Origin of the sequence: Ammoniphilus resinae, assembly GCF_017873965.1 — a bacterium.
GTDB lineage: Bacteria > Bacillota > Bacilli > Aneurinibacillales > RAOX-1 > Ammoniphilus_A > Ammoniphilus_A resinae.
On record NZ_JAGGKT010000017.1, the window covers coordinates 55683 to 71717 of the forward strand.

Annotated in this window: 17 protein-coding genes; 15 read left to right on the forward strand and 2 right to left on the reverse strand. The window is 43.7% G+C overall.

Annotation, left to right across the window (positions count from 1 at the left end):
- Nucleotides 1–327: 327 nt before the first annotated feature.
- The 6 genes from nusB (at nt 328) to J2Z37_RS20560 (ending at nt 5167) form a co-directional block, all read left to right on the forward strand.
- Entirely contained in the window at nt 328–747 is a 420-nt protein-coding gene (nusB, locus tag J2Z37_RS20535; RefSeq protein WP_209812187.1) for a transcription antitermination factor NusB, read from the forward strand.
- Nucleotides 744–1703 carry a tRNA (adenosine(37)-N6)-threonylcarbamoyltransferase complex transferase subunit TsaD gene (locus J2Z37_RS20540; protein WP_209812188.1) on the forward strand — a complete coding sequence of 320 codons (960 nt, stop codon included), beginning with the start codon at nt 744–746 and terminating at the stop codon, nt 1701–1703. The genes nusB and J2Z37_RS20540 overlap by 4 nt, the downstream gene beginning before the upstream one ends.
- Nucleotides 1704–1765: 62 nt before the next feature.
- The gene (gene folD / locus J2Z37_RS20545) at nt 1766–2629 is read left to right on the forward strand and encodes a bifunctional methylenetetrahydrofolate dehydrogenase/methenyltetrahydrofolate cyclohydrolase FolD (protein ID WP_209812189.1); all 864 of its coding nucleotides are present in this window, start codon (nt 1766–1768) and stop codon (nt 2627–2629) included.
- A gap of 45 nt (nt 2630–2674) precedes the next feature.
- Complete coding sequence (gene xseA, locus J2Z37_RS20550) at nt 2675–4036, forward strand: exodeoxyribonuclease VII large subunit (RefSeq protein WP_209812190.1); 1362 nt, start codon at nt 2675–2677, stop codon at nt 4034–4036.
- Nucleotides 4023–4271 carry an exodeoxyribonuclease VII small subunit gene (gene xseB, locus J2Z37_RS20555; protein WP_209812191.1) on the forward strand — a complete coding sequence of 83 codons (249 nt, stop codon included), beginning with the start codon at nt 4023–4025 and terminating at the stop codon, nt 4269–4271. Before xseA ends, xseB begins: the two co-directional genes overlap by 14 nt.
- Nucleotides 4271–5167, forward strand: coding sequence for a polyprenyl synthetase family protein (locus J2Z37_RS20560; RefSeq protein ID WP_209812192.1), 897 nt, complete (start codon nt 4271–4273; stop codon nt 5165–5167). Before xseB ends, J2Z37_RS20560 begins: the two co-directional genes overlap by 1 nt.
- A 604-nt stretch (nt 5168–5771) precedes the next feature.
- Here the strand turns inward: J2Z37_RS20560 and J2Z37_RS20565 are convergent.
- On the reverse strand, nt 5772–6209 hold the full coding sequence (locus tag J2Z37_RS20565; protein WP_209812209.1) for a hypothetical protein: 438 nt from the start codon (nt 6207–6209) through the stop codon (nt 5772–5774).
- Between J2Z37_RS20565 and dxs the strand changes: the two genes are divergently transcribed.
- The 7 genes from dxs (at nt 6101) to spo0A (ending at nt 14386) form a co-directional block, all read left to right on the forward strand.
- Nucleotides 6101–7987 (forward strand): 1-deoxy-D-xylulose-5-phosphate synthase, encoded by a 1887-nt coding sequence (dxs, locus tag J2Z37_RS20570; protein WP_209812193.1) that lies wholly within the window; start codon nt 6101–6103, stop codon nt 7985–7987. The two genes, J2Z37_RS20565 and dxs, sit on opposite strands and share 109 nt — an antisense overlap.
- Nucleotides 7988–8803, forward strand: a complete 816-nt coding sequence (locus J2Z37_RS20575; protein WP_209812194.1) for a TlyA family RNA methyltransferase — start codon at nt 7988–7990, stop codon at nt 8801–8803.
- A gap of 97 nt (nt 8804–8900) precedes the next feature.
- The gene (locus tag J2Z37_RS20580; protein WP_209812195.1) at nt 8901–9758 is read left to right on the forward strand and encodes an NAD(+)/NADH kinase; all 858 of its coding nucleotides are present in this window, start codon (nt 8901–8903) and stop codon (nt 9756–9758) included.
- A complete protein-coding gene (gene ahrC, locus J2Z37_RS20585; RefSeq protein ID WP_209812196.1) occupies nt 9755–10204 on the forward strand; it encodes a transcriptional regulator AhrC/ArgR in 450 nt (149 codons plus the stop codon). The genes J2Z37_RS20580 and ahrC overlap by 4 nt, the downstream gene beginning before the upstream one ends.
- 11 nt (nt 10205–10215) lie before the next feature.
- Nucleotides 10216–11967 carry a DNA repair protein RecN gene (gene recN / locus J2Z37_RS20590; RefSeq protein WP_209812197.1) on the forward strand — a complete coding sequence of 584 codons (1752 nt, stop codon included), beginning with the start codon at nt 10216–10218 and terminating at the stop codon, nt 11965–11967.
- Between the two features lie 133 nt (nt 11968–12100).
- Nucleotides 12101–13420 carry a SpoIVB peptidase gene (gene spoIVB, locus J2Z37_RS20595; protein ID WP_209812198.1) on the forward strand — a complete coding sequence of 440 codons (1320 nt, stop codon included), beginning with the start codon at nt 12101–12103 and terminating at the stop codon, nt 13418–13420.
- Nucleotides 13421–13594: 174 nt separating this feature from the next.
- Nucleotides 13595–14386 carry a sporulation transcription factor Spo0A gene (gene spo0A / locus J2Z37_RS20600; protein WP_209812199.1) on the forward strand — a complete coding sequence of 264 codons (792 nt, stop codon included), beginning with the start codon at nt 13595–13597 and terminating at the stop codon, nt 14384–14386.
- A gap of 402 nt (nt 14387–14788) precedes the next feature.
- Here spo0A and J2Z37_RS20605 read toward each other — a convergent pair whose 3' ends face one another.
- The gene (locus tag J2Z37_RS20605; RefSeq protein WP_209812200.1) at nt 14789–15001 is read right to left on the reverse strand and encodes a DUF1540 domain-containing protein; all 213 of its coding nucleotides are present in this window, start codon (nt 14999–15001) and stop codon (nt 14789–14791) included.
- 177 nt (nt 15002–15178) lie between these two features.
- Here J2Z37_RS20605 and J2Z37_RS20610 point away from each other — a divergent pair, with 177 nt between their 5' ends.
- Both J2Z37_RS20610 and J2Z37_RS20615 read left to right on the forward strand, forming a co-directional pair.
- Nucleotides 15179–15619, forward strand: a complete 441-nt coding sequence (locus J2Z37_RS20610) for a hypothetical protein (RefSeq protein ID WP_209812201.1) — start codon at nt 15179–15181, stop codon at nt 15617–15619.
- Nucleotides 15613–15903: a YxcD family protein gene (locus tag J2Z37_RS20615; RefSeq protein WP_209812202.1), complete on the forward strand. Its 291-nt coding sequence runs from the start codon at nt 15613–15615 to the stop codon at nt 15901–15903. The genes J2Z37_RS20610 and J2Z37_RS20615 overlap by 7 nt, the downstream gene beginning before the upstream one ends.
- Nucleotides 15904–16035: the final 132 nt, after the last annotated feature.

A 16035-nucleotide genomic window follows, 5' to 3' on the forward strand; every position in this document is an offset into this window, starting at 1 on the left:
GAAATCGTTCGAAATGTCCTTCATCGGGGTTATGAAGGACAAAACTCGCTCAGAAAAGGTAATTAGTGGATTAAACTGACCTTTTATCCAGTGATCCTCAAAAAGGGCTTTTTGCCCTTTTTTCTGTTGTGTTTTTACAAACCACCCTATATCCTTGCCCATTTGGGAAAAGCTAATAAGAAAAGCTTTAATTGAAGCCCATTCGAAGTAGATGTATCCATCTTAAGACGAAGCTTTTCATGCCGTTAGAAAAGTTTTCTTCAATTAATACTTTAGTGAACTTAAACTTTTCTAAGCGGAAAAAAAAATATACGTTAAGGTGATAAAATGACAAGACGTGAAGCACGCGAAAAAGCTGTACAAGCTTTATACCAGATTGATATGCGGAAGATTGATCCAAACGAAGCACTTGCAGCGGTAAACCAGGAGGAGATGCAAGGTGATGAACATGAATTCCTTAAGCAACTGGTCCATGGAGCTGTCGAAAATCAAGCCCAAATTGATGAGGCGATCAAAAAGAATCTACGCAACTGGACGATGGAGCGGCTGGCCTTTGTAGACCGGGCGATCCTTCGTATTGCTGTGTATGAGATTCTTTATGACACATCGATCCCATCCAAGGTTTCCATGAATGAGGCCCTGGAATTAGCGAAGTCTTTTGGGATGGAAGAGTCGGTAAAATTTATTAATGCAGTTTTAGCCAACATTGTAAAAGAAACGGATCAAAGTGGTGAAGCAGTTCAGTGAAACAGGCTATTCTAGGGATTGATACAAGCAATTATCGAACTTCCCTTTGTCTCATTGATCTGCAAGGGGAAATTCTCGCTGAAAAAAAAGAACTCTTGAGCGTTAAGCAGGGGAAACGGGGGCTGCAGCAATCGGAGGCTGTTTTTCAACACATCAAGCGATTACCTGAACTGGCCGAATCTTTTTACCCCTTAGAATACCAAATTGCTGCGGTTGCGGTCAGTACTCGTCCACGTCCAGTCGAAGGCTCCTACATGCCAGTTTTTAGAGTAGGGGAAAGCTGGGCGAGGGGGGTTGCCGGATTTTTGAAGGTGCCTGTTTTTGAAACGACCCATCAAGAAATGCATATTGCTGCAGGGGAATATACTGCGCAGAAGAGACCAGCCCACAACGAATTTTTGGCGGTCCACTTATCTGGGGGGACAAGTGAACTCCTCCATTGCAGACGAAAACGGGACGGTTACGACATCCAATTACTCGGAGGAACTCTGGATCTCCATGCGGGGCAACTGATTGATCGGATCGGTGTGGCCTTGGGGCTGCCTTTTCCTGCGGGTCCCTTTTTGGAAAAGTTAGGTCAACAGGCAAATGGCGATTTTCGCGTGCCATCAACAGTGAAAGGGTATGATTTTCATTTTTCAGGGGCGGAGACCCAATTATTAAAAGTCATCCAGACCGGAGCCCAAAGCCCGGAGAATATTGCAAGAGCCACGGAGCAATGTATCGCCAATACGTTAGAAAAGGTTATCCGCTACGCGGCCCAACAAGAAAAACCGAAAGAGCTACTGATTGTGGGCGGTGTGGCAGCGAACACGTATATGAAACAACGATTAAGCAAAAGACTCGAGCATCTCTCTGTAGGATGTTCTTTGTATTTTGCAGATCCAGCCTATTCAGGTGATAATGCGTTTGGTGTGGCGCGAATTGGTTTAGATAAGTGGCTAAAACACGAATGATGTGGTAAAATGCATCTGAAGTGTTCGGTATTCAAATTCATTACTTGGAGGGATTGACTGATATGTCAGCGATCGTTATTGATGGGAAACAAATTGCACGCGATATTCGCGAAGAGATAAAGAATGAAGTGGCTGAACTGCAACAACAGGGCTTTCGCCCGGGACTTGCGGTGATTTTAGTTGGTGAAGATCCAGGATCTCAGTCCTATGTGAAAGGAAAGGAAAAAGGCTGTGAAGAGGTGGGAATATACTCTAGGGTGATTCGTAAGCCTGATACAATCTCCCAGGCTGAACTTCTTGAAATGATTGAGGAACTTAACGCGGATGAACAAATTCATGGGATTCTTGTTCAATTACCTCTCCCTTCCCATATTTCCGAGCAAGCCGTGATTGATACCATCTCCCCTTTAAAAGATGTGGACGGCTTTACCCCGATCAATATTGGAAATATGTTGATTGGAGCAGAATGCTTCCTTCCATGCACTCCACACGGAATTGTTGAAATGGTTAAGAGGATTGGTGTACCGATTGCGGGTAAGCAAGTTGTTGTCGTCGGAAGAAGTAATATTGTTGGAAAGCCAGTCTCTATGTTGATGCTGCAAGAAAATGCAACGGTATCTATTTGTCATTCCAAAACAGAAAATCTAGCCGGAATAACCAAACAGGCAGACATCCTGATTGTTGCAGTAGGTAGAGCGAAGATGATTGGAGCAGAGCACGTAAAACCAGGCGCTGTTGTCATTGATGTGGGAGTCAACCGCCTGGAAGGGAAAAAACTAGTAGGGGACGTTCGGTTTGATGAGGTGAAAGAAATCGCCAGCCATATTACCCCTGTACCAGGCGGTGTAGGTCCAATGACGATCACCATGTTACTTAAGAATACATTGGAAGCAGGAAAAAGAGCAGCGAAAGCGAAAGTTTTATAAGGTAGTTTAAGGGGGCTGACCCCCTTTAAAAAGGAGGTTGGCTCATTGGATCTTGCACAGAAAGTTTTTTCCGTTCAGGAAATTAATCGCTATATTAAAGATATTATTGAATCGGATTGGAAGCTTCAGGATGTTTGGGTGCGCGGAGAAATTTCAAACTTTACTCATCATAGCCGAGGGCATATGTATTTTACCATTAAAGAAAAGGATGCCGTCCTGAAGGCTGTGATGTTTGCCGGTTCGAACCGATATTTGAAGTTTATCCCGCGAAACGGGACGAAGGTTGTGCTCAGAGGTAGTCTTTCTGTCTACGAAGCGGGTGGACAATATCAAATCATTGTCAGGGAAATGCAACCCGATGGGATCGGAAGCTTGTACTTGGCTTTTGAACAGCTGAAGCAGAAACTTGAAGAGGAAGGAATGTTTGCCCCCGCACGCAAGCGCCAACTTCCAGTCTACCCAAAAGCCATTGGGGTCATTACCAGCCCAACAGGGGCAGCTGTTCGAGATATTATTACAACCATCCGTAGAAGATATCCAATATCACGAATTGTTCTTCTTCCCGTTTTGGTCCAGGGAGAACAGGCGCCAAAGTCAATTGCTGAGGCGATTCAATTAATGAACCAGGCTCCGTTTATCGATGTTATCATCGTTGGACGAGGGGGCGGATCGATTGAGGAGTTATGGGCCTTCAATGAAGAAATCGTCGCTCGCAGTATCTTTTCCTCGCAGATTCCGGTCATCTCTGCCGTCGGGCATGAAACTGATTTTACGATAGCAGACTTTGTGGCCGATGTACGGGCCGCTACTCCTACCGCGGCAGCAGAACTTGCTGTACCACATATCCTGGAATTGCGCAAACGACTGATCTGGTTAAAAGACAAGTTGTGTAAGTCTTTGCTGCATCAATATCGGCGCCAGCTTGAAAGATGGGAAAGGACACATAAGTCTCTGTTGCATAGACATCCCAAAAGCCAGTTGGATTCGGTGAATCAAAGATTGGATGAATTGATGGAGCGGCTTCAGCTGGCGATCAACCGTCAGGCCAAGGATCAAAGACTGCGGATAGGGCATGTGACACAGCGGTTGCAATTCAGCAATCCAAACAAACAATTAGCGATGTACAAGGAACGTCTTGTGCGTGTTCGTTCCTCCCTGACCAAACAAACGCAGCATCTTGTTCGGCTAAAGAAAAACAAATTGTTATATACAATTGCCAAACTAGATGGGTTAAGCCCACTGAAGATCATGGGAAGAGGTTATTCTCTAATTTATAAAGATGGCAGTTTAATTAAGTCTGTACAACAGCTTGACCCTGCAGATGCCATAAAGGTAGAATTAATAGATGGAACGCTAGACTGCTCGATATGGGCCATAGAAATGAGGAATAGTCATGAGTCAAAATAAAGAGTTATTGGAATTATCCTTTGAAGAGGCACTTGAGCGTCTGGAGAAAATCGTTGATACGCTTGAAACAGGTGAAGTTCCATTGGAAACAGCCATTGGTCTCTTTCAAGATGGCATGGTGCTTTCCCAAATTTGTGGACAAAAACTAGAAAAGGTAGAGCAGAAGATTGAAACCCTACTTGAAAAAGACGGGGAAATCGTTGTGCAGCCAATGGAATTAGGGGAGGAAAGCTAGTGAATCGCTCCTTAGATATTCAACAATATTTACAAGAAAAGTTAAAGTGGATTGAGTCTGCTTTACCTTCTTTTATAACTCGGGACAATGTTCCGGACAGGCTTTTGCAGTCTATGGAATACTCGCTTTATGCAGGGGGAAAACGAATTAGACCAATCTTAATTTTGACTACCATGGAAGCGTTTGGCAAGGATCCCGAAACAGGTCTTGCTGCAGCTTGTGCTGTAGAGATGATCCATACATATTCCTTGATCCATGATGATTTACCGGCAATGGATGATGATGATTTTCGCCGCGGTAAGCCTACGAATCATAAAGTCTTTGATGAAGGAACCGCCATTTTGGCTGGTGACGGACTGTTAACCGATGCTTTTCGGACCTTGTGCACCTTATCAGATAAAGGTGTAGCGCCAAAAACCATTGTTCAGCTGGTAAGTGAATTATCTTATTATGCTGGTCCTAGAGGAATGGTCGGCGGGCAAATGGCAGACCTTCAAGGGGAAGGAAAACATCTGGGTCTACCGGAACTTCAGTATATTCATCAGCATAAAACAGCGGATCTACTCATTTTCTGTTTGCGGGCTGGAGGACTATTGTCGGGCGCTACCCCAGAACAACTAGAGCATTTAACAACCTTTGGCAGAAATGTTGGACTTGCCTTCCAGATTCAGGACGATATCCTGGATATCTACGGGGATGAAGCGAAGCTGGGGAAACCTGTTGGAAGCGATGAAGCCAATGAAAAGTCAACCTATCCTTCTTTGATTGGCCTTGAAAAATCAAAAGAGCTGTTGGAATCCTTAGTAGCCGAAGCAAAAGAAAGCTTGGTAAAGGCTGATATTGCCTGTGACACACTGAACCAAATTGCTGATTTTATCATCAAAAGGGAAAGTTAAGGAAAAGCAGAGACACAGGATCAGTGCAATGGACCAGCAGGAGTGGTTTTGAAGGATTCTCATCCTCTGATGGAAGTTTTCTTCATTGTATGCTCACGGAATTCTATGGTATAATAATATTACTTAAGAAGAGTGGTGCAGTATTCTAGTCAGTCTACTATTTCTGAAGGCGGGGCTAAAAATCCGCTAAAGGGCACATCGATGAAGTCCCTGGTGCAGGCTTACGACGCCCAGTCGGGGGTTTGTGCTGGGGGTTAAGGTTTTGGGGCGATCCGCAATGGCATGCGGGCGTTGACCCTGATTCCGCGGAGGCCCAAGTGCGTAGTGTAACGTAAGGCCACGGAAGCTATGGCTTGGGGTATGAACCTGTATGTCGGCTACAGATGCATGCGGCTGATGTACAGCGTAGCCTGCCTTGAGTGGTCCAGGAGGGATTATGGGATTCAGTTCTCCCTTTATCTAGGCCAGAAAAAGGGGTCCCAGTGCCATATGAAACCTGTACTGCAAAAGAGGCTAGGGGATAGTTAAGGGCTGTAGAGGAAATCTCCTAGACTGTTCGCTTCGCGTAATTCTAAAGGGATTAAAGTGTGGACTGAGTGGTAATCTAGTCCAATGTTTGGCGACAACATTGAAACATGAATAATGGGAAACCGCCTCGACGGCGACGTTGCGGCTCATGTTTGGGAAAACCTACTGGACCTAAGCCACAGTGTTTACCTTTAGAGTGACCACTCTTCGTACATAACCAATCGGATTCCAAAAGCTTCGTAAGAAGCTTTTTTTCTTTGCCAAGCGCTAAAACTTCTGATTTGAAGAGTGTAGCTTGTTGCTTTTTATTATGGTAACATAATGTTAATTTCCTATACTGACTATAGAAGTTCAAATAAATGGTAATGATGTAAGTATAAATGAAATGAAAGCGAGGAACGGCTCTTGCTACTTCCGGATTTGGATACACCTGAGAAATTAAAAAACTTGACGATTCCTGAATTGGAGCAGCTCGGACAGGAAATTCGTCAATTTCTAATTGAAAAATTGTCAAAAACAGGAGGGCATTTGGCATCGAATCTAGGTGTTGTCGAGCTGACGTTGGCCCTCCACTATGTTTTTCACAGTCCTAAGGATAAATTCATCTGGGATGTCGGACATCAATCATATGTACACAAGATCTTAACGGGACGGATCGGAAGATTTGATACGCTGCGCAAATATAAAGGACTGGCCGGCTTTCCGAAGCGCAGTGAAAGTATTCATGATGTGTGGGAAACGGGGCATTCGAGTACATCGCTTTCAGCCGCGATGGGAATGGCGCTTGCCCGTGATTTAAAAAAAGAAAAACATAAAGTGGTCGCTGTGATCGGCGATGGTGCGCTTACCGGGGGAATGGCGTTTGAAGCCCTGAACCATATTGGGCATGAGGGGACAAGCCTGATCACGATCCTCAATGACAATGAAATGTCTATCGCCCCCAATGTTGGGGCCATGCACAATTATTTAGGAAAGTTAAGAACCGATCATAACTACCGTAAAGCAAAAGAAGAATTAGAACTTCTGTTAAAGAAAATCCCAGCAGTAGGCGGGAAATTAGCGAAAACTGCAGAAAAAATTAAGGATACACTTAAGTATCTTTTAGTTTCTGGTATTCTCTTTGAGGAGCTCGGCTTTACCTATCTTGGACCCATTGATGGGCATAATATTAATGAATTACTGGAGTGTCTAAAGCAGGCATCACAAATGGAAGGGCCAATTCTTGTCCATGTGATCACAAAGAAAGGGAAGGGATATGCTCCTGCGGAAGAGGATTCCTATGCATGGCATGGAGCGAGTCCATATAAGATTGAATCTGGGGAAATGGTGAAAAAATCGGGGCCGCCATCCTACCCAAGCGTTTATGCCAATACCATGATGCGCATAGCTGAACAGGATCAACGGGTAATTGCGATCACGCCCGCCATGCCAGGTGGATCCGGACTTACCAAGTTCGCTGAACGATATCCTGAGCGCTTCTTTGATGTGGGCATTGCTGAACAGCATGCCGTAACGATGGCCGCTGGTATGGCAACTCAAGGAATTAAACCGGTTTGTGCCATCTATTCGACCTTTTTGCAACGGGCATACGATCAGGTAGTCCATGATGTGGCAAGGCAAAACTTGAACGTGTTTTTTGCTATTGACCGTGCTGGATTTGTTGGGGAGGATGGGGAAACTCACCATGGCTTATATGATATAGGTTTCCTGAGAAGCCAACCCAATATGGTGCTCATGATGCCGAAGGATGAAAATGAATTTCAACATATGATTTATACTTCTTTGCAATATAATGAGGGGCCCATTGCCGTCCGCTATCCGCGGGGGAACGGCTTAGGTGTTCCAATGGATCCTGAATTTACTCTGTTGCCGATAGGTAAGTCAGAAATTGTTCGACCTGGAACAGAGGTGGCCATTCTTGCCCTAGGAACGATGGTGCAGGTTGCTGAAGAGGCTGCAGATCTCCTTCGCTCGGAAGGAATCCAGCCGATGATTGTCAATGCTCGATTTGTAAAACCATTGGACCGTGATCTGCTTTTACGTTTAGCTAAAGAAAAGTATCACGTGATCACCGTTGAAGAAGCTGCTGTTTCCGGAGGGTTTGGTTCAGCCGTTCTGGAATTCTATGCTGAAGAGGGATACCACGATATGGTAGTGAATCCTATTGGTGTAGGAGATGTACTGATTGAGCAGGGAAGTGTTATCGAACAACGGATTGAAGCCGGCCTAACCCCCGAAAAAATCGCCAAGCATACAATGGATTTGTGGCCGAAAAAGAGGCAGAGAGCTTAGATGAGTAAAAAACAACGGATTGATGTCCTCCTTGTAGAACAGGGATTCTTCCCGAGCCGAGAGAAAGCCCAGAGAGCTATTATGGCCGGACTTGTCTTTGTGGGTGAGGAGCGGTGTGATAAACCCGGCGTAAAGATCGACGAAACGTTGCCGATCAAAGTGAAAGGGGACGTTCATCCTTACGTAAGCAGAGGAGGACTAAAATTAGAGAAGGCGATTAAAGTTTTTGACTTGAAGCTTGAAGATGCCGTCGTTCTTGATATTGGTTCCTCAACGGGAGGTTTTACAGATTGTGCCTTACAAAACGGCGCAAAGCAAGTTTATGCGATAGATGTAGGCTATGGCCAATTAGACTGGAAGCTTCGTTCCGATTCCAGAGTGATTGTAATGGAAAGAACGAATTTCCGCCATTTGGAGCCTGAACAGCTAGCGGGGGAAACACCGACTTTTGCTACGATTGATGTTTCGTTTATTTCGCTGAGAATCATTCTTCCTGTATTAATTCGCTTTTTTAGTCAGGGCGGGCAGGTGATGGCCCTTGTGAAACCTCAATTTGAGGCGGGTAGAGAGCAAGTGGGGAAGAATGGAATTGTAAGAGATCCTCGGATCCACGAGCAGGTGCTTTGGAATATGGTGGAATTTGCCAGAGGATTGAACTACAAAGTGAAGGGCCTTGATTTTTCTCCAATCACAGGAGGAGAAGGAAACATTGAATTTCTTCTTCATTTGACCTGGGGAGATGAAAACCCAGAAACCTTGTTAACTATCGAGGATATTAAAGAATTGGTAAATAGGGCACATAACAAATTGGAATAAAAGCCGGTAATCCCGGCTTTTTTGTATTTTTATGCAAATATCTAATTAAAATTGTATAATAGAAAGAAGAAGGCTGGGGATAAAGGAGGTTCTATTTGTGACCACCATTGGCTTAGCGGTCAATAGAGATAAAGTAGGGGCTTTAAAATTTGCCAAGGACATTGTTTTTCTTTTGGAACAAAAGGGTTGTAAAGTGATAGTTGAGCCGTTTGTTGGCGATTTTTTGGGCAGAACTGAACTTGTGCGCAAGCGATCTGACTTCCCGAAAGAGGCTCAACTGATTTTTGTTCTTGGGGGAGATGGGACCCTGCTTGGCATTGCCCGTGATTTTTGCTCCTATTCACTTCCCATCCTTGGAATTAATCTTGGCAACCTTGGTTTTCTTTCTGAAGCAGAGCCTGAAGACCTGCCAGCGGCAGTGGAGAATATTCTGCAGGGAAATTATCGCTTAGAAAATCGCATGATGATTCAGGCGGAGCTATTCCGAAGAGGGAAAAAACTTGAGGAATATCACACCCTCAATGATATATGCATTGCCAAAGGGACATTCAGTCGGATGATCAAATGCGCGACATATGTGGGTGGTTTCCACATTACCACTTTCACTGGCGATGGGTTAATTGTTTCCACCCCGACAGGCTCAACTGCATATTCTCTGTCAGCAGGCGGCCCGATCGTTGCTCCAGATATTCAGTTGATGATTATTACACCGATTGCTCCACATTCTCTAACCTCTAGACCGATGATTGTCTCTGGGGAGGAAGTGATGCGCATTGTGATTGATGCTACACATCAAGATATTGGCTTTACTGTAGACGGTCAAATCGGCTGTAAACTGGAAGTAGGGGATGAGATTTTGATTCGCAAGTCTCCATACCAAACCATTTTGATTAAATGGCCGGAAAGCAGCTTTTTTGATGTTGTTCGAAAAAAACTAATGGGGGAGAATCCATGAACAAAGGACAACGACATATCAAAATTCGCGAAATTATTGCAAATCATGATATTGAAACCCAGGATGAACTGGTTGATTTTTTGCGTTCACTCGGCTATAACGTGACGCAGGCCACTGTGTCACGAGATATCAAAGAACTTCATCTGGTCAAGGTACCAACCAATGATGGACGTTATAAATATTCATTACCGGCTGATCAACGTTTCAATCCACAACAAAAATTAAAAAGGACCTTGATGGACAGCTTTATTAGTATTGACCAAGCTGACAATCTACTAGTAATGAAGACAATGCCTGGAAATGCTCATGCAATTGGTGCTTTGATTGATAATCTTGATTGGGAAGAGATATTAGGTACGATCTGTGGTGACGATACCATCCTTATTATTAATCGCAGCAAAGAGGCAGCCGATGTTTCCTGCAAAAGATTTTTGGACATGTTGTAGGGGGAATTTCCATGCTACTTGAGTTATCCATTAAAAACTTGGCCGTCATTAAGCAAGCAAAAATTTCTTTCCAGAAAGGCTTAAACATCCTGACTGGGGAAACTGGGGCGGGAAAATCCATTCTGATCGATGCCCTTGGATTGTTAACCGGTGCACGAGGTTCTACTGAATATATCCGTTACGGGGAGAAGAAATCAGAAATTGAAGGCCTTTTTGAAATCGAAGAGAATCATCCCGTGCTTCCCTTGCTGCTTGAATTGGGAATTGAAGTTTTCGAGGACGATTTATTAATTTTACGGCGGGAGATCACATCCGCAGGGAAAAGTATCTGTCGGATCAATGGGCAATTGGTTCCCATGGCTGTCCTAAAAGAAATTGGCCCTTGGCTTGTCCACATGCATGGTCAACATGACCATCAGCTACTGATGCACGCCGATCGCCATTTAAGCTGGCTAGACGCCTTTGCCGGGAGAGAACTTGCCCAGGTGAAGAAGGATTATCAAAAATTTTACAACGAATATCAAACAGTGCAGGCTGAATATGAAAAATTGTCCCAGAATGAGAAATATTTAGCCCAAAGACAAGATATGCTTTCCTTCCAACTGCAAGAAATCTCCGAAGCCAATCTGCAGCTGCATGAGGATGAAGAACTGAATGCAGAAAAAATTCGCCTTAGCAATAGTGAACGATTATTCAAGGGGATCGATGATGCTTATCAGGCCCTTACTGCAGAACATGCCTCTTTGGACTGGGCTGGTCTGGCGTTATCGCATCTAGAAACCGTTTCCACCTATGATGAAAAGATTGGGGAAATGGCGGGTGCCCTTGAAACAGCTTTTTACCAAATAGAGGATCTGGCAAGAAGCCTACGAGCCTACCGGGAACAAACCGAATTTGAACCACATCGGTTGGAGCACATTGAAACACGATTAGCCGAGATCAAGCGACTGCAACGGAAGTACGGTAAGGATATTGAAGAGATCCTTGAATATGCGTCAGCCATTGAAGAAGAATTGGAAATGATTGAAAACCGTGAACAAAAATTAGAAGAATTAATGAAGAAACGTCATGAGCTGGCACAGGACTTGGCTCTAGAAGCGATGGAGCTTTCCCGGCGGCGGCAGCAAACAGCGGGGGAATTGGCTGGTAAAATTGAAGCTCAGCTGAAAGATCTACAGATGGAAAAGGTCAGATTTTCGATTGAAGTTAAAATGGTCGAAGATGAAGACGGACTAGAAGTATCCGGCCAGAAAGTGCGCGTGAACGATCAAGGGGTTGATCATGTAGAGTTTTTGATTTCTGCTAATCCTGGGGAACCTCTTCGCCCCGTGGCTAAGATCGCCTCAGGAGGAGAGCTTTCGCGGATCATGTTAGGGATGAAAACCATTTTAGCTGACGTGGAACCGGTAGAGACCTTTATTTTTGATGAGGTAGATACAGGGGTAAGCGGTCGCGCTGCACAGGCAATCGCGGAAAAGCTTGTTGCGATTTCGAAGCAGAAGCAGATTCTGTGTATTACCCACTTGCCACAGATGGCCTGTATGGCGGATGCCCATTATCTGATTTCCAAGACCGCTACTGATTCAGAGACCCAAACCAAAGTTCAACTGCTTGGAAGCCAGGAACGAACGTGTGAATTAGCACGCCTGCTTGGCGGCGTTGAGGTTACAGATACGACAAGAAAACATGCGGAGGAAATGTTGTCTTTGGCAGAACAGGTTAAAGGGAAAATTCGCCAAAAAACAGCGATTACAGTTGGCTAGGAATTGTTTCACTTCCATCCTTTCCTATAGAGAATCCTGCACATTTCCGTAATAAATGAAGCGGTAGAAGGTAAGATTATAAATACCGTCTTGATGGAGGTGTAGGTAAGGGAAGGTAGGAGTGTGATACCCGTTGTCAAGCAAAATCAAAAAAAAATGGTTAGGTTTTCTTCTAGTCGCTTTATCGATCCTGACCGTTTTTTCAACACCCTTTCAGGAATTTGCCTCTCTTCCTGATGAAGTTCGCCTTTTTGAAGGTTCTGTAAAGAATATCAACCTCTCCATGCCAGTTTCGGGTTCGGTTACAACAACTGATCCGGATATTGTAGGCATTAATGGAACTTCGAAAAAAGAAACTAACCTTAAATTTAATTCACCTGTAACCATTAATTCCAAACAAACTGGTCAATCAAAGATTGAATTAAAAGTTGGTAATGTTCCCATCAAAACGATGAGTGTCAACGTGCTGAAAGATCTCAAGGTCTATCCGGGTGGACAATCCATTGGGGTTCAGCTTCAAACAGCAGGTGTACTTGTTGTTGGTCATCATCTTGTGGACGATGGTACGAACAAAGTATCCCCGGGAGAAGCTGCAAAAATTCAGGTCGGAGACATGATTTTAAAAATTAATGGGATGTATATCAATGACATTGAAGAGGTAGGCAAACTGGTTCAAGAGGCTGGAGAAAAGAATAAACCGTTATCCCTGCTGTTAGCCAGAGGCGAGGGGAAGATTGAGGTTGAACTAACGCCTGCTCTTGATGCCAAAGACAAAGCATACCGAATGGGACTTTATATTCGGGATAGCGCTGCTGGGGTTGGAACCCTTACCTTTTATGATCCGGAATCGAAGAAATATGGTGCGCTTGGTCATGTAATTTCAGATATTGACACCGGTAAACCGATTGTTGTTGGGGATGGACATATCGTTCAATCACAGGTTACATCGATTGAAAAAGGGCAAAATGGAGCCCCTGGTGAAAAGTTTGCCATTTTTAAAGATGAACGAAAAAAGTTAGGTAATATTGTTAAAAATTCTCCCTTCGGGATTTTCGGGACAATGGACACCTACCCGGATAACAATATGGTGAAGGAGCCGATCCCGATTGCTTTGACGGAAGAAGTCAAGGAAGGGCCCGCGGAAATCCTCACTGTAGTTGATGGGCAAAAGGTAGAAAAGTTCGATATTGAAATTGTAAACGTCATTCAACAGCAGTTTCCGGCAACAAAAGGGATGATTATTAAAGTCACGGATCCCGATTTATTGAAGAAAACAGGCGGAATCGTCCAAGGGATGAGCGGAAGCCCAATTATTCAAAATGGGAAACTGGTTGGCGCTGTGACACATGTTTTTGTCAATGACCCGACAAGCGGTTACGGTTTATTTATAGAATGGATGTTGAAAGATGCAGGCGTCAATATTGAAAACAAAAAGGGACTTAAGGCGAGCTAAAGCCTTAGGTCTTTTTCTTTCCAAAAACGACGAAAAAGGAAGAAATACGTCGAAAACACATAAAAACTAAAAAAAATTAAGGAATTTAATTTTCACAGCAGGAACTCTTACAACTTTGTCGAAAATGTTACAGGAGAAGCTGATCGAAAATTTACTTAAAGGAGAGAACGATCATTGAGTAAGATAAAAGTACTTTTAGCTGATGATAATAGAGAATTTATTGAACTTCTTAAAGATTATATTAATAGCCAAGGTGACATGGAAGTTATAGGTGTTGCTTTTAATGGTAACGAAGTATTTAAAATTTTCGAAACTGATGGTATACCAGATGTATTAATTCTTGATATCATCATGCCGCATCTGGATGGACTTGCCGTACTTGAACATATTCGCAGCATTGACTCGAAAGAACAGCCTAAAGTAATTATGCTTACCGCTTTCGGTCAAGAAGAAGTAACAAAGAAGGCCGTTGAATTAGGTGCTTCCTACTATATTCTGAAGCCGTTTGATATGGAAGTATTGGCAAACCGCATTCGTCAAGTTGCAAATAGCAATCATACATATACTCTAAAGTCTGTAATGAAGGTACCATCTTCATCTGCTCCTAAAGTTAAATCATTGGATCAAAATATTACAGCCATTATTCATGAAATTGGCGTACCAGCCCATATCAAAGGATACATGTATCTCAGGGAAGCGATCACCATGGTCTACAACGATGTAGAATTGTTAGGATCGATTACGAAGGTTCTATATCCGGATATCGCTAAAAAGTTCAACACAACAGCCAGTCGCGTCGAACGCGCTATCCGCCATGCCATTGAAGTAGCCTGGTCTCGCGGCAACATGGATTCCATCGGCAGCCTATTCGGCTACACTGTCAGCAACTCCAAGGCAAAGCCCACGAATTCGGAGTTCATTGCGATGGTGGCTGATAAGTTGCGGATCGAGAACCGTGTGGGATGAAAGGGTAAGGAGTAAGTAAACGTTTTCGGTAAGCGGTAACAAATTGTTAAGAGTGTGTTAATCACATGAAAGAGGGCGTCTTTTATTTGTCGGTAGTCTGGACAAAATAGAAGGCGTTTTTTTGTTTGTTGGCAGATGGATTAAATATGTCTAATTTGTGAAATTAATGACTAATACCAATTTATAATGGGAAATCTACAAATACTAATCAAATTTATATTAAAGGAGTTAGATCCCATGTATGTTGCTGTTGCAACGGGAATTGCAGCATTAGTTGGTTTTATTTCACTCGGTTTCTATAGTTTGTAAACAGAAGATCTTTTGAGAAAAGCTCTTCAATGAGTTAATTTCATAAAATGGATTCTAAAAAAGGACCCGGTCAAATCAACCGGGTCCTTCCATTTATTTTTTCGGTTTAAACGTCTTGCAACAGGTTACCGCAGAGGTTGGTGCTTGGTCCTGATGGCTAGTGTCTACTCCAAACTCTGAAGACATTTCGGTATTGTAATCAGCGTGTTGGTCAACTTCTACCATAATGGTTGGGGCTTGGCAATTATTTCCCTTTCCCCAGAAACTACAGTTGGAAACAGAACATTTGACTTCTACTTGTGGCATGTGATCTCACCCCTTTTATAGATTGCGCATTAACCCGGAAAAGTAATGATTACAGTTCTTACCGTTTTCAGTTGCTCTTTCCCATGATCTCCGTATGAGCCCCGAGTTTACTTCTAAGTGAGACATGTAGTAATATATATTAATAGGGTAAAAATATAACAAAGAAGGAGAAAGGGAATGCTAAAGAAATTACTTGCTCTTGTCGTTGCTTTCGCTTTTGTTTTTGCACCAGGTGCTTTGGTAGGGATCGATGACCATGCCGATGCGAAAAGGGGTTACAAATCGGGGGTCAAGTCATTTAACCAAACTCCAACCAAACCACCAGCTACAACCAATTCCAATTCAACGATTAATAAACAACAGGCACCAACATCAAATACGATGAAATCACCAAATACAGCAGCCAACGCAAGTAAAGGCGGCTTTATGAAAGGATTGTTATACGGAGGGCTTGCCGGTCTTCTTCTAGGAGGTCTATTCGGCAACATGGGAGCACTTGGAGCCATTTTGGGCCTACTTATAAATGCCTTGGCGATTGCCTTTGTTGTGATGCTTATTGTCAGAGCCTTTACTTATTTCCGAGATCAAAAGCGGGAAAAGGATAAAAAGGCATGGTAAGTCAGAAACTCTCTGAACAGGAATTAATAAACGCCATTTGTTTGCATGTTGCAGATAAAAGGCAGGTTACCCCACAGGAGGTATCGGTAGAGCTCATGTGGGATGAAGACTATGGTTATTCTGCCGAGGTTTGGGTTGGTGAACGAAAACAGGTTTTAATTGAAAGTAACTTGATTGAAGCGGTTCGTTTTTACCTGCACCAATATCTTGGCCGGGATCCATACAGTGCTGGCTTGGAATTTCAATTTGATGATGAAGAAGGCATCACTGTTCTAATAAGATAGCTCAAACGAAAGAGGTTGACTCCAATGGGTCAGCCTCTTTGTGCGCTTGGCAGCGCACTATACTTATCGGGTTCAAGTCCCGTGTGCACCGACGGCCGGAAGCGCTAGCAGACAGACAGTGCGTCACCGTGA